The 14,244-nt window shown below is 43.9% G+C and carries 12 protein-coding genes; 3 read left to right on the top strand and 9 right to left on the bottom strand.

Going from position 1 to position 14,244, the window contains the following annotated elements; translation table 11 throughout:
- Positions 1 to 44 precede the first annotated feature (44 nt).
- Together HL061_RS08620 and HL061_RS08615 are read right to left on the bottom strand one after the other, a co-directional pair.
- A complete protein-coding gene (locus HL061_RS08620; RefSeq protein ID WP_071002684.1) occupies positions 45 to 596 on the bottom strand; it encodes a porin family protein in 552 nt (183 codons plus the stop codon).
- A 218-nt stretch (positions 597 to 814) separates the two neighbouring features.
- A complete protein-coding gene (locus HL061_RS08615) occupies positions 815 to 1,354 on the bottom strand; it encodes a porin family protein (protein WP_071002683.1) in 540 nt (179 codons plus the stop codon).
- A gap of 283 nt (positions 1,355 to 1,637) precedes the next feature.
- Between HL061_RS08615 and HL061_RS08610 the strand changes: the two genes are divergently transcribed.
- Together HL061_RS08610 and HL061_RS08605 are read left to right on the top strand one after the other, a co-directional pair.
- On the top strand, positions 1,638 to 2,870 hold the full coding sequence (locus HL061_RS08610) for an 8-amino-7-oxononanoate synthase (protein WP_071002682.1): 1,233 nt from the start codon (positions 1,638 to 1,640) through the stop codon (positions 2,868 to 2,870).
- A gap of 50 nt (positions 2,871 to 2,920) precedes the next feature.
- Positions 2,921 to 3,778: a methyltransferase domain-containing protein gene (locus HL061_RS08605; RefSeq protein ID WP_071002681.1), complete on the top strand. Its 858-nt coding sequence runs from the start codon at positions 2,921 to 2,923 to the stop codon at positions 3,776 to 3,778.
- Between the two features lie 128 nt (positions 3,779 to 3,906).
- Here the strand turns inward: HL061_RS08605 and dnaK are convergent, their stop codons facing one another.
- Both dnaK and grpE read right to left on the bottom strand, forming a co-directional pair.
- Positions 3,907 to 5,847, bottom strand: coding sequence for a molecular chaperone DnaK (gene dnaK, locus HL061_RS08600; protein ID WP_071002680.1), 1,941 nt, complete (start codon positions 5,845 to 5,847; stop codon positions 3,907 to 3,909).
- 184 nt (positions 5,848 to 6,031) lie between these two features.
- Positions 6,032 to 6,631 (bottom strand): nucleotide exchange factor GrpE, encoded by a 600-nt coding sequence (grpE, locus tag HL061_RS08595; RefSeq protein ID WP_186475348.1) that lies wholly within the window; start codon positions 6,629 to 6,631, stop codon positions 6,032 to 6,034.
- 449 nt (positions 6,632 to 7,080) lie between these two features.
- Between grpE and HL061_RS08590 the strand changes: the two genes are divergently transcribed.
- The gene (locus tag HL061_RS08590; RefSeq protein ID WP_252962729.1) at positions 7,081 to 8,475 is read left to right on the top strand and encodes an alpha/beta hydrolase; all 1,395 of its coding nucleotides are present in this window, start codon (positions 7,081 to 7,083) and stop codon (positions 8,473 to 8,475) included.
- Between the two features lie 17 nt (positions 8,476 to 8,492).
- Here HL061_RS08590 and HL061_RS08585 read toward each other — a convergent pair whose 3' ends face one another.
- The 5 genes from HL061_RS08585 to HL061_RS08565 form a co-directional block, all read right to left on the bottom strand.
- Positions 8,493 to 9,629: a metallophosphoesterase gene (locus HL061_RS08585; protein ID WP_240365680.1), complete on the bottom strand. Its 1,137-nt coding sequence runs from the start codon at positions 9,627 to 9,629 to the stop codon at positions 8,493 to 8,495.
- An 87-nt stretch (positions 9,630 to 9,716) separates the two neighbouring features.
- Positions 9,717 to 10,688, bottom strand: coding sequence for a DUF1731 domain-containing protein (locus HL061_RS08580; protein WP_252962728.1), 972 nt, complete (start codon positions 10,686 to 10,688; stop codon positions 9,717 to 9,719).
- 327 nt (positions 10,689 to 11,015) lie between these two features.
- A complete protein-coding gene (locus HL061_RS08575; RefSeq protein ID WP_071002675.1) occupies positions 11,016 to 11,645 on the bottom strand; it encodes a Sua5/YciO/YrdC/YwlC family protein in 630 nt (209 codons plus the stop codon).
- 123 nt (positions 11,646 to 11,768) lie between these two features.
- Positions 11,769 to 13,022: a DNA-processing protein DprA gene (dprA, locus tag HL061_RS08570; RefSeq protein ID WP_186475463.1), complete on the bottom strand. Its 1,254-nt coding sequence runs from the start codon at positions 13,020 to 13,022 to the stop codon at positions 11,769 to 11,771.
- Between the two features lie 57 nt (positions 13,023 to 13,079).
- Entirely contained in the window at positions 13,080 to 14,225 is a 1,146-nt protein-coding gene (locus tag HL061_RS08565) for a LysM peptidoglycan-binding domain-containing protein (protein WP_240365686.1), read from the bottom strand.
- Between the last annotated feature and the right edge of the window lie 19 nt (positions 14,226 to 14,244).

Genomic DNA, 14,244 nt, shown 5'->3' with positions numbered 1-14,244 from the left:
ACCACTTAAAGTGATCGCTTTTAGTCATCCACACGAATCAAAGCTTAGAATTTGTAATGTGCACCAAGAGTTAATAGCGTAAGGTCTTCAGCAACATAGTCATATTCAGCTTCAACACTCATATTAGGATTGAAGTTATAACCCAAGCCAATACCGCCAGCTACACCACTGTCGCTATCGCTGTCACTTCCAGAGTTTCCAAGAAAATCCTCAGCAGAAACTTCAATCTCAGCTTTAGCAAAGCCTAGTTTACCTTTCGCATATAAACCAGTATTTGGGAATGCATAACGGTAAGTACCATAAGCACCATAAGTTTTTAGATCAAATTCAGCGTCAATACCACTGATACCTGTATCAACATCAGCGTCATTAGAACCTACATACTCAATCTCAGCACCAAAGTTAGGATCGAAGTTATAACCAGCATAAACGCCATATGCGGTTGGATCATCTAAATCATCAGCATCTACCATGAATTGACCAGCTTTAATACCAACGTATGATTGGCCAGCACCATAAGAAATGGCTGCTTGTGCGCTCATGGTCATTACTGAGCCCGCGATTACTGCAAGTAACGTTTTTTGTAGATTTTTCATAAAGTATTTTCAACCTTGGATTCAATAAACAAATAATTTGTTTAATATCAAATACTACTCAACTATTTTCTACTTGTTATTAGTAGTGGCGGTATCATACCAAATTATTTGTCAAAGTAAACATGTGTTGCAAAAATATTTTACAGGCATAAAAAAACGACCATATAAAATGGTCGTTTCTTCGTTTTTGACTATAGGTACAAGTACGCTATATTATCTTAGAACTTTAAGTTAGCGCCTACAGTAAGCAGCTTAGTATCTGCATCACTATCCATCATGGCATATTCTGTTTCGACATTGAAGTTAGGATTCACTGCGTAACCAAGACCGATACCACCAGCAATGCCAGTATCACTGACTGAGTCATTGTTACCGTTATCAAAATCAGCTTCTAACTCTGTCTTAGCGATACCAAGTTTACCTTTGGCATATAGTGCAGTATTTGGGAACATATAACGGTAAGTACCGTACGCGCCATAAGTTTTGGTATCATAGTCGCCAGCATTGTTATCTAGGTCAGCATCATCTGAACCAACATATTCAACTTCCATACCAAAGTTAGGATCAAAGTTGTAACCAGCATATACACCATAAGCAGTTGGATCGTCACCGCTTACATCATTGTCAAATTGACCGATCTTGGCACCAACGTATGGTTGACCAGTGTAGCCGTTACCATAAGTGACAGCTGCATTTGCACCTACAGTAAGTAAAGAACCAGTTGCTAGTGCAAGTATAGTTTTTTGTAGAGTTTTCATTATTAGCTCCTTCAAGTAAATTTGGACAAACAAGTTATTTAGTTGTATTGACCATTTGGCCGTATCGCCTTGTTTGCTAACGATGGGTACATAGTAACAAACTATTTCAGACACTCTGTCAGTGTTTAATGGTATGAGAGTTAAGATTTGAAAGCATTTGTCAGTGCTCGGGTTACAAAGGCTGATATATGAAACTTTTTGTTACACATCCCGTTTTTGTGCAATAATCCCTACTCATTGTGTTCCGCATATACTGACGAATAAAGAAAAAGGACGGCTCTGCATGTCAGCTTTTATCGACGCGCAGCTACAAACTGCGCTCTTACAACTCAAAGACAAACAGCAGTATCGCAAATTACCAGATATCGAACACCACGGACGGTATGTAATCGCTGATGACAATACCCTATTAAATATCGCTAGCAACGATTATCTAGGTTTGGGCAGTGATGCTGAGTTGCAGCGTGAGTTTTTTGAATTTATTCAGCAATCAATGGACTGTTTGCCCAAAATGAGCGCAACATCATCGCGTCTGTTAACTGGCAATGATACACAGCTACAGGCGTTAGAGGATGAGCTACAAGCATGGTATGAAACCGCAGCTGGAATAAATCAAACCGCGACGAAATCTGCGTTGGTATTAAATAGTGGCTACCACGCCAATATCGGGATCTTACCTGCATTGACTGCACTACCAGTGAAGACGGTTATTTTGGCAGACAAACTGGTACATGCCAGTATGATTGATGGTATTAAACTCAGCGAAAGCAAACGCTGTCTGTATCGCCGCTATCGACACAATGATTATGCGCATTTGGCTACTATGCTTATGCAGGTTGAAGAGGATGTGGAGCGTATCATCATCGTCACCGAAAGTATTTTTAGCATGGACGGGGATCGTGCTGATCTACCCGCTTTAGTTAAGCTAAAAGCCATTGACAGTCGTATTGAGCTGTATGTCGATGAAGCCCATGCCGTCGGTGTGCTTGGCGCGCAAGGATTAGGGCTGGCTGAAGAAACAAACACCTTGGCTGATATTGACTACTTAGTAGGAACCTTTGGTAAAGCATTTGCCTCCGTTGGTGCTTATATTCTATGTGACAAGATCGTTAAGTCATGGCTGATTAATCAGATGCGTCCGCTGATTTTTAGTACCGCGTTGCCACCAATCAATCATGCTTGGACACGGTTTATTTTGGCAAAAATGCCACAGCTACAGACGCGGCGACAGCATTTGGCGCAGATTTCATTACAACTGAGCCAAGCCATTAGCCCTGAATATCGCGTGGCATCGGCAGCAAAAGATCCTATTTACGAGTCACCCATTGTGCCTTATATTTTAGGTGATAATGCTCGTACGATGACAAAGGCAAAACAACTCCAAGACGCTGGATTTTATGCGCTGCCTATCAGACCACCGACCGTTCCTACTAATACGTCACGTATTCGCTTGGTACTCAACGCAGCCATTACCCATGCTGAGTGCGAGCGCCTAATCATGCAATTATCCATATGACGGCAGCAGTTTTTGATGCTCATTATAAACTTTTATGTGAAAGAGCGATTATGGAACATCCCCTCACTACTTCCGAGCTGAGTGCCCGCAAGCAGAGCATTGCGCGGCATTTTTCTCAAGCCAGTCAGTACGATAAACATGCTTATATTCAGCAGCAGGTTTGTCAGCACTTATTAATGGCTATCGATAATACCCATCAAGACAGTGTGCTTGAGGTCGGTGCAGGCACGGGACAACTAACGCAGCTACTAGCAAAATATGTACAAAGTGAGCGATGGTCTATCAACGAGTTATGTGAGCAGCAAGCCACTCATTTACAGGAATTGTTGCCACAAGCACAAATCCTTATTGGCGATGCGGAAACCATGGATTTAGGCGGTGAGCATAGCTTAGTCATCAGTGCCAATGCGATTCAGTGGTTCGATAACCCACTGCATTTCATTGCACAGTCAGCCTCACGGCTAAAACCTAATGGACAATTATTACTAAGCACCTTTACCCCAGATAATTTCTTGCAAATAAAAACCCTAACAGGACAAGGATTGCATTATCCAGATATTAGTGAATGGCAATCAGCGCTAGATCAAGCGGAATTTCAACACATAAAGCTATCAACACAGCGTTTCAATGTGCCATTTGCCCAGCCTTATGATGTGCTCAAACATATGAAGATGACAGGTGTATCGACCAATCAAATAGATAGCAATCAAACCTGTGGCAAGCAAACCTATGACAAGCAAACGATTGGTAAGCAAACATCTAACACACAGCCTTTTGTCTGGACCAAAACCCGCTTGCAAGCATTCGAGCGCGATTATTGGCAGCAATTTTCGGGCATAGATGAGGACGGTCAACCTTGCGTGTATCTGACTTATGACGTACTAATCGTTGATGCGCATTTACCATAACGGCACGCTTGAAAATATATACTTAAATATCAGGCATAAAAAAACGCATCTCGAAAGATGCGTTTTTTTTGATCTAGCTAATTTAATCTAATTAACGATTAAATCAGCCTTGAACATCAAGTCATTGCTTACTTTTTGTCTTCGTCTACTTCAGTAAACTCAGCATCAACGACATCGTCATCCGCTTGGTTGCTACCAGTAGCGTCAGCACCTTGTTGGAACTGGCTTGGATCCATACCCTCGCTACCTGCGCCGCTGTCAGCATAAATCTTCTGGCTAACTGGCAAGAATGCATTGTCTAGCGCTTCAAGCTTGGCTTTGATTTCGTCATGGTCGTCTTCTTTCGCCGCCGCTTCAAGCTCAGTGATCGCAGACTCTACTGTTGATTTTTCTTCGTCAGTGACTTTATCTTCTGCTTCTTTCAGCGCTTTTTGTACGGCGTGGATACGACCATCTGCTTCGTTACGAACTTGCGCTAAGTTAGCGAACTTCTCATCTTCAGCAGCATTAGCCTCTGCATCACGAACCATTTGCTCGACTTCTTCGTCCGACAAGCCAGAATCCGCCTTGATCTGGATGCTCTGTGCTTTACCAGTACCTTTATCAGTTGCTGAGATGTTCATGATACCATCAGCGTTGATGTCAAAAGACACTTCGATTTGTGGTAAGCCACGTGGTGCTGGTGGGATATCCGTCAAGTCAAAACGACCAAGCAGTTTGTTTTGGTTGGCGATTTTACGCTCACCTTGATATACCTGAATCGTTACTGCTGGCTGGTTGTCTTCAGCGGTTGAGAATACCTGTGATTTCTTAGTAGGAATCATGGTGTTTTTCTCGATAACTGGCGTCATAACACCGCCCATCGTTTCGATACCTAGCGTCAATGGCGTTACATCAAGTAGCAATACGTCAGTTTTATCACCAGACAATACCGCACCTTGGATTGCCGCACCAGCTGCCACAGCTTCATCAGGGTTCACGTCTTTACGTGGCTCTTGACCAAAGAACTCTTGTACTTTTTGTTGTACTAGTGGCATACGAGTCTGACCACCAACCAAGATTACATCGTTGATATCGCCAATTTTTAGGCCAGCATCTTCAAGGGCAGTTTTACAAGGGTCCATGGTGCGCTGTACTAGATCTTCGGTTAGGCTTTCAAGCTTAGAGCGGCTGATAGTGATGACCAAGTGCTTAGGACCACTGCTGTCAGCAGTAATATAAGGCAAGTTCACTTCAGTGCTTTGTGCACTTGATAGCTCAATCTTCGCTTTTTCAGCTGCTTCTTTTAGACGTTGCATCGCAAGAGAGTCACCTTTTAGGTTTACATCTTGCTCTTTTTTGAACTCATCTACCAAATAATCGATCAACGCTGAGTCAAAGTCCTCACCACCTAGGAACGTATCACCGTTGGTCGCTAGTACTTCAAACTGTTGCTCGCCATCGACGTCTGCGATTTCGATAATTGAGATATCGAAAGTACCACCACCCAAGTCATATACAGCAACGGTGCTATCGCCTTGCTTTTTGTCCATACCGTAAGCAAGTGCCGCAGCAGTTGGCTCGTTGATGATACGTTTTACATCAAGACCTGCAATTTTACCCGCATCTTTGGTTGCTTGACGCTGTGAGTCATTGAAGTAAGCAGGTACGGTTACAACTGCCTCAGTCACGCTCTCACCAAGATAGTCTTCTGCTGTTTTTTTCATTTTTTTCAAGATTTCAGCAGAAACCTGTGGTGGCGCAAGCTTTTTACCGTTGATTTCTACCCACGCATCGCCGTTGTCTGCTTTAGCGATTTTGTAAGGTACCATACCGATATCTTTTTGCACGACTTTGTCATCAAAACGACGACCGATCAAACGCTTAATCGCAAACAAAGTGTTGCTTGGATTGGTGACCGCTTGACGCTTAGCTGACTGACCAACCAATGTTTCGTCATCTTTATAAGCGACGATTGATGGTGTGGTACGCGTACCTTCAGCATTTTCAATGACTTTAACTTTGTCACCTTCCATTACTGCTACACACGAGTTAGTCGTACCTAAATCAATACCAATTACTTTACCCATAATCAATTGCTCCTAATTTATTTTTAACTATAAATACTTATTTATCCAGACCGTAGTCGGTCACTTGTTGCTATATATCGGTTTGCTTGTTGTATTTTTCAAGGCGATAATCAAGCAAAAACAGTCTTTCATGTGATTTTTTGTGAAAAACCTTCATATTAGTAGGGTTTAACCCCAAAAAATATTATTGACCAACACGTACCATGGCTGGACGTAGTAGACGACCGTTTAAGCTATAGCCTTTTTGTAGGACTGTACCGACGGTGTCAGCTTCTGCTTCTGGATCGATACCCACTGCTTCATGGAAATCAGCGTTGAATTTCTCACCTTCTGGATCGACCACTTCTACGCCGTGACGTGTAAGTACAGAGACCAATGCTTTGTGGGTTAATTGCACCCCTTCAGCGACTGGGTCATTCGCGTCTGCGTTTTCGATAGCGCGCTCTAAGTTATCGACGATATCGAGTAGCTCTTTTGCAAATTTTTGAAGAGCGAATTTTTTACTCTTATCCGCTTCTTGCTCGGCGCGCTTTTGTGCATTGTAAGCTTCAGCGTTGGCGCGAGCAGTGCTTTCTTTGGCTTGCTTCACTTCACCTTCTAACTCAGCGATACGCGCTTTGAACGTATCAAGATCGATCTCGTTTTCGATAGTGGCTTCTTCACCTGAGTTGTTCTGTGGATCAAACTCGTTCATGGTTTCTTCTAAGATGCTGTCTTTGTGATCAACATTATCATGTGCCACTGTTTGATCAAAGTTTTCTTGGTTGGTATTTTGCTCGCTCATGATAGCTCCTTGGAATGTCAATAATAATTGAGATAAGACACAATAAATCAGCCAATCGCCGGCTGTATCATGCCTTTATCAGATACTTAACGGTTATCACTCATTTTTTTTATTAATACGCTCTAATAGCTGCTTGATAAAGGTAATAAGTATAAATTTCAAGCCTGAAGTAAAGGAATTTTTCGCATTTACGACAAATATGGTTAGATCTTTCTTTAAAACAAGTACTCAGCATTTCTGGGCTGTGTCAACTGGTCTCAATATACGTTAACAAAACGTACAAAAAACCGTCAATTACTCTAAATAGGTTACCGTTGCTACCCACGCCATTACTAAATAACACCCTGCTTTACGCACTACTGCCTTATTATTGCTACAAATATTATTCCTTATCTTAAAGTGTACGCTGATGTAACAGTAAACACTCAAAAACAGTTATGAGAGATATTATGTCTAATTCAACAGTATCATCAATCAATACCTTACTGAACAAAACATTGATGACGCTTCATTTGGCGTCGAACGGTGAGATGGTTGGTGAAGTGAAAGACAACGGTGTACAAAAAAAGCGTTTGAGCGTGAAAGAAAAAATGCTCAGTTATAACCCAATGGCACATTGCCAACCACACACTCTGCACTATGCGATGAAAGGTCTTGGCTATCTACCAACACCAGTATTAGAAGGTTTGATTGGTTACTTAAAAGGGCCTCACTCAAAACAATATCAGCACGCCAATGCTCATTTGCGCCTGATCCTCGCGGTGAATAGTCATCTTAAGACGCCATTAGAGCTAACGCCCATGCATGAACTCCGTGAAAGGTTTGCTGCTGATGCGGTGGCGATGCAAGCACCAAGCGTATGGCACCAAGCAGGTGGCAGTATGCTAAGTAACATCAAACCTTTTATCAAAAAGGGTGAAACACCTGTCAATTGGGAAGATAAAACCATAGCCAACGCGGATGATGGCGATATGACCATTCGCTGCTATCAGGCAGGTACCAAGAGTATTGGCGCTAAAAAAAGACGTGCTCATAACCCTGACCAAACAGTCATGTTGTTTTTTCATGGTGGTGGTTTTTGTATCGGTAATGTCGATACACATCACGAGTTCTGTCACGCAGTCTGTGAGCAGACTGGTTGGCCTGTGGTCAGTGTGGATTATCGCTTGGCTCCTGAGTGTCCTGCACCTGCAGCGTTAAAAGACTGTATCACTGCTTATGCTTGGTTGGCTGAGCATTGCCATACCTTAGGTGCCTTACCGTCACGCATCGTTCTTGCAGGCGATAGCGCAGGTGGTGGCCTTTCTACCTTGATTGCACAGCAACTCACCGCACCAAACGAAAACGCTTGGTTAGATTTGGGTGCAGATGGTCAGAAAATGTTTGATCTATTAAAGAAGCTGCCTGCGCCGCTAGCACAGATGCCGCTGTATCCTGTGACTGATATCGAGACAGATTATCCGAGTTGGGAGCTGTATGGTGAAGGCCTGCTATTGGATCATGCTGATGTGGCAGTATTTGACGCCGCTTGTCTTGAGAATAGTCCGTTGCCACGCATACATATACTCAATTCGCCAATGCTTGGTGATAATAGCAAAGTATGTCCCACCTATATCGTCGCCGCTGAACTCGATGTATTGCGTGATGAGGCATTTGCTTATGCCAAACAGCTAAAGAGTTATAAAGTCCCTGTTGAGACCCATACTGTGCTGGGCGCACCGCACGGCTTTATTCATTTTATGAGCGTGCATCAAGGACTTGGGCAGGAAACAAAAAATATTATTCATGGTTTTGGCGGCTTCGTCCGTGAGGTCATTAGTACAAAATCGCGGCTCGCGGCATAGCGGTTAGCTGGAACTAGCTATTTATTAGTATGATCAGAAACGGTAATTAACCAAATTTCTGAGCGTGAGCCCAATCGAAACGGAATACCCCAAAAGCCATAACCCGAGGACACCACAAAATGTCCTCTGCCAATGGCCTCATACCCATAGCCTAATCGGTTGATGGCGCTCACTATAAAGTTGGCGGGGAATACTTGTCCATTGTGAGTGTGTCCTGATACCTGTAGATCGATTGGTAACTGGCTGTGCTCATCAATATCGCTTGGTCTATGATCCAGCAGTATCACTAGCTGTGAAGTATCAACGTTCGCGAGCAGGTCAGTTGTCGCGACACGCTGGTGTTTATGATTATCAAAACGTCCAACCAGCCATATAGGCTGACCCTCATGTTCGATACCAAACACGTCATCATTTAATAAATGTACGCCTGCATCGACTAACGCTTGGCTGATTGGCTGTTCGTGCCCATACAAATCATGATTACCCAATGTTGCATAGACGCCGTATGGCAGGCTACTGCATAGCTGAGCTAAGTTTTTCGCCATATTATAGCTATTAAACGCATCTGTATTGTCATCCATGATATCGCCTGGCATAAGCAGCATATCAGCCTGCGAGTCAATCATTAGACAGTTCAACCTATCTATCGCTGCTACGCCAAATAGTCGTCCTAGATGCAGGTCACTCGCGACCGCAATGCGCAGTGGTTTAGCGAGCGGTTTGTTGATACTAATGGACAGCTTACGTACGACTGGCACATAAGCACTATATAATGCGAAACCGAACAACCCTAAGAATATCACCAATGCAAGCGCTCGTAGGCCAATAAAAATCATATTAGATTCATATGACGAGGCGCCTAAGAGTGATGTTACTAGCCAGTATCCACCATAGAATAGGGTTATCAGCAATGCCGTGAGCAGCATAAAATGCATAACCAACATCCAACCGCTAACCCAGCGGTAGCTATTAGCAAATACTCTTTTGACACTTAATATCAACAATCCATTAGTAATAATAAATATAGCAGACCATATAGCGATCTGAAGCGTTGGCGTGATCCAAGGCTGTAACCACCACTGTAAGCTTAGAGCAGCGCCCGTACTAAACAGCTGCAAGAGCAAAAAAATGATGATGAAAAATGCGTAACGCATGGATTGCCCTTAGACAGAAATACAATCTAGTGAATATTTAATATAAGCCGACCTTCTTATATTTCACATGAAACAATCATGATGTAACTACTTTTGATCCTCTAATGCCTGTTTGAGTGTCACATGCTTGAATGTGTAACCTACATCTGATAGCGCTTGTGGCAGCACCTTTTGACCATCTATTAGTAGCGTCGACATCTCACCAAACATCAGCTTAAGTAAAAACTCTGGCAAGGTAAAAAGTGTCGGCCGATGTAACCATGAGCCAAGCGTTTTAGTAAAAGTATGGTTACTCACAGGATTGGGCGCCGTGAGATTATAGACAAAGGCTGGCGTATCATTTCTTGTCTCTATGATATTATCGTTATTTGAAACTCTTTGTTTATGGCCAAATTGACTAGCAAGATGCTGCTCAATAATAAAAATCGCCGCCCCCACCCAATCGTCACGGCTAATCCAGCTCATGATTTGCTGACCATCAGCCAACTGCCCGCCAACGCCAAACTTAAATGGCAGTAGTAATTTGGCAACCATACCACCTTCAGGATGTATCACAACGCCTGTTCGTACAATAGCGACAGGGACATTGTAATCAGTCGCTTTGAGCGCCAAGCTCTCCCACTCCTCACATAAGCGATGGGCAAAGTCTGTCTCAAAACTGCTGTGTTCAGTCAATGGCTTATCACCTTGCGTGCCGTACCAACCGATTGCTGAGCCGCTTATTAGTAGTTTTGGCTTTGTTGCAGTACGTTCGATGAAGCTTAATATCGATTGAGTAGGCTTAATACGACTGGCTATTAATTGCTCTTTGCGCTCATCGCTCCAACGCGCGTCAGCAATACCTGCGCCAGCTAAGTTCATTATGACATCAAAGCTCATGTCAGACTTTTTAAGCTCGTCATAAGTCATCATATTAATGTCAACAGGATGAGCTTGATTGCTATCTCTGGTCAACCAAGTAATCATCACCTCTTTACCTTGTGTGCGATACCGTTCGATTAACTCTTGGCTAAATGCACTACCCAAAAACCCTGAGCCACCACTAATTAAAACCTTCATAGCCTACTCCCTATGTGTATCAAATATCGCAGCGATGACCTATTGCTGAAAGATTCATCGTTCAATAAAAATCAGCTCCTTTTAACTATCGTCTACTTTTTTGTCGTTTTTATCAAAATGACTTTTACATACTTTTAGTAAAGCAACGGGAACTAAGGAAGCGGGTTTAGCGATAGCTAGCGCTGAGACGGTATATTTTGCTATGGCTACAGAACGATAACCATAGTAATCTTCAGCTAGTGAAATATGGTTTATCGATGGCGACAGCACAAAAAAGACAGTACAAAAGACTAGGCTATAATGGTATGAAAGTTCGTTTATTGCCTACTAACGAATGACTGAGCCTGTCGTTGCATCACGGATTTGGCTGGGTAAGATATAACCTAGAGTATCAGCCTGAAAATAGCCAATCTGCTCACCGAAATAACCATAGGCAGTGTCAAAGGTGCTAGCAGGCGCTTGACCTGATGGGTTGCAGCTAGTCGAAACAATGAAGCCAAATGGGTTATTTTCGCTGACCATCTGTTGGCACAGTTCTCGTATGATAGGATGGGCGATGACCCTGACTGCAATGGTCTGATGCTCACCCATTATCCATGAGGGCATCGTGGTCGAAAGTGTCTGAGGAATGGGTAATAACCAAGTATGCGCTTGGCGATTGTGTAGCTCGCTGTCATTAACATCTGACTGCCAGCTATCGATAATTTGCTGGCGCTGGGCATTATTTAAAGACGCTAGTAGAGGTGACAAACGCTCTACGCTATCGGTAATGACGATCATGCCTTTGGCTTGCGGACGTTGTTTAATATCCAAGATACGCTGCACAGCGGCTTTGTTATAAGGGTCGCAACCAATACCCCAAACGCTTTCTGTTGGGTATGCAAGTAGCTTTGCTTCTTTAAGCCAGTTTGCAGCTTGTGTGGCAGAGTCAGTGATAAAAGGTATAGATTGGCTCATAGCTTACATGATTCATGCTGGAATAGAGACACTAATAATAGCACAAGAGACAGTCTGACTAAGGTAGCGATATTTAGAACCCATTCTACTTATTCTTATGTGGCAGGTAGGAGTATCGATACGCTATACACGTAAATAGCGTCCGCCTTGCACACTGATAACGCCCATTAGTTCAAGTTCCATCAGCTGTCCAATGAGCTGTGGCGCGGATAGTTTGGTTGCGATAATCAGCGCATCTAAATCCTGTCCGTGCCAGTCAAGACGCTCATAAATGTCGGTCAAATGCTCAGGTACAATAACCTCACTACGGCTAGATTTTATATTAGAAGATTTTTGCTCACTATGCGCGGTAAGCGAGCGTTTGTCTATATTTGACACAGCGAAGAAATGGCGAATGTCCGACTGAGACTTATCAGAGCGCATCGTTGCCTCCTTTTGTATATACGATCGACGATCATAATCGAGTTGACCATTGACGTCCTCTAACACCTGCTGAGGATGATAAATCAGCGTTGCGCCTTCACGTATCAGATGATGACAACCCTCGGCATTGCTATTATCAATATGACTTGGAATGGCAAAGACTTGTTTGCCTTGCTCAGAGGTTAAACGGGCGGTAATGAGCGAGCCACTTTTGATCGTCGCTTCAGTCACAATCGTGGCTAGACTCAGCCCAGCAACCAGACGGTTACGGCGCGGAAAGGTATGTTTGTGCGGCTGAGTATGCGGTAGTAGCTCACTAATAATGCAGCCACCTTGCTCGATGATTTGAGCAAATAACTGGTCACGATGATTGGGATAATTCACATCAATCCCTGTCCCCATCACGCCGATAGTACGACCTTGATAGTCAAGATCAGTCTGCGCCAAAGCTCCTAGATGAGCCCGTTTGTCCACGCCTATTGCCAGACCACTGGTGATGACATACCCTGCCTGTGCCAGATATTGCGCCATATCGAACGTGATTTTTTGGGCATGGGCTGTTGGTTTTCGGCTGCCCACGATAGCAATTTGAGCCTGATGCAGACGCGCGCTATTTCCTCGAAAGAACAATAATGGCGGCGGATCATAAATATGAAGAAGCTGAGCAGGATAGTCGGGCTGACCGGCAAACAATAAACCATAGCGACCTTCTGTAAGTGCTTGCTGTATCTTATCAATAGCAGCACGTGTTTGCTCTGGCTGTTCATGGCGTTTGAGATGGGTATGATGAAGTCCTAACTGCTTCCAAGCGCCTACTGTAGCCTGCCAAGCAAGCTGCGCATCACCATAAGTCGTTATGAGCTTATGATAAGCAGACAATGATGCATTCACCTCATACCATAGCGCCAATATGGCGCGCTGATCATCGGATAAAGAAGAGGTGACTGCGGTCATTGTCATCTGTCTCGTTTGGGCAAACTTAGTAAAATCGCTTCACAAAGCCTTATGTGCTTATAGATAAGGGGGTGGCAATAGTTGGTCGCCAACATTGAGTGGTAGTTCAGAGTCAAGTACGTAAGCATAGCTGATGTTGTCAAAGGTATTAAACACCATCACCATACCGCTTGGCTCATTTGGCAAGCGTACCGGCATGTCATTATCTCTTACGTCCCTGACCAGCGGGCCTTTTTGATAAACGGTCAGTACATCACCTGGTTTGGCACCATGCAAGCTGCCTAAATTGATCGCTACCACGCTGCCTTTAGCGGCAGAGCTGATTGAGTCCATCACCCGCACAATCATACCACCACGACTGACGCTGGCAGGCGTTGGATAAAAGACAGGTGGGATAGCGTTGTCTAGCTCGACAAACACGCGATCGCCTTCACGTACTTCTTTGTCGTAACTGTCAGTAAGCTGTAAGCTGGTAATACCATTCGTTTCTGTCGATGTGACAAGACCAGTCGCGACTTGTGTGACTTCTAGGCCGATAACCTCTTGAGTTTTGGGATCCACATATAGGTCACCCTCACGGTATACCCCGTAGCGCTGACCCACGATAAGCGGGACGCCTTTGGCATAGACTTTATCCCCGCTTGCGGTGATTAGATTGCGATTTTTGGACGCCAAAATATACGGTGTGGTATTGAAATCTTCTGGATCTACAATGAGGGTTTTATCCAGCCAATGCTGAATAGCAGACCATGGTACAGGCGGGATACTATTAGCAGTCGAGGTGATCGCGACGGTGCTGGCAACCACATTACCTGTTAGCTGCTTTTCAATACCTGCACAGCCCTCACCAGTATCAACCCCTACCAAAGTCTTGCCCTGAATGACACACAAAATAAGAATATCATCAGGATAAATAAGGTTTGGATTTTTGATTTGCTTGTTGGTGGCCCAAATCTCTTTCCAGCGCCACGGACTGTCGAGGTAGCGACCTGAGATATCCCATAGCGTATCGCCTTTTTTAACGATATAGCGATTGGGGGCATCTGCTTTTATGGTAGGTGGTGGATTATTGGCGTGGGCTGTGGTCATCAACATGGCACTGCTAAATGTCGTAACTAATAATCCTTTTGCCAGTGCTTTTGCTGTCTTTTTTAAGCTCATCTTCATCGTTATATCCACAATAGGCACCACTGTTTCGGTCACAATAAACCACACTCGTTTT

The sequence above is a fragment of the Psychrobacter sp. PSP genome, from assembly GCF_024085615.1.
Taxonomy (GTDB): domain Bacteria; phylum Pseudomonadota; class Gammaproteobacteria; order Pseudomonadales; family Moraxellaceae; genus Psychrobacter; species Psychrobacter pacificensis.
This window is presented reverse-complemented; position numbering and strand designations above follow the sequence as displayed.